Here is a 396-nt window from a genome sequence, read left to right as displayed (position 1 = left end):
CAAAAGAAGCAGAGAAGATGACGCACATGGGTCGGTACCATCCCGACATCGTTGCTGCTGAAGTAGAATCTGCTTCTTAACGGCCGCATTCTCCGTAGGGCTATAAGAGATCGCCGAGAGGGCGTTCTCCTTCGCTGGCTGATGCGATTCGAATTAGCCAGTTGGTACGCCTATAATAGGCGGAAAACTTCTTGGAAGGAGAGGGCGATGAGTGCGGAGCGGCCTTGCGTATTGGTGGGAGTGACCGGGTGCATTGCGGCCTACAAGGCCGGGGAAATCGTGCGCGGGCTGCAGAAGGCGGGCGTGCGGGTGAAGGTGGTCATGACCGAGCACGGCACGCACTTGGTCGATCCCGTGACCTTCCGGGCGCTCACTCACGAGAAAGTGGCGGTGGAT

Annotated in this window: 1 protein-coding gene; it reads left to right on the top strand. The window is 58.3% G+C overall.

Features of this window, described 5'->3' with window-relative positions; genetic code table 11:
- Window positions 1-207: 207 nt before the first annotated feature.
- On the top strand, window positions 208-396 hold a 189-nt coding region (locus NE591_RS13035), incomplete at its 3' end, for a flavoprotein (protein WP_305145257.1).

Source organism: Adlercreutzia sp. DFI.6.23, from assembly GCF_024462535.1.
Taxonomy (GTDB): Bacteria; Actinomycetota; Coriobacteriia; order Coriobacteriales; family Eggerthellaceae; genus Adlercreutzia; species Adlercreutzia rubneri.
Note: the sequence above shows the minus strand (reverse complement) of the source record. Positions and strands in the feature narration are given on the sequence as shown.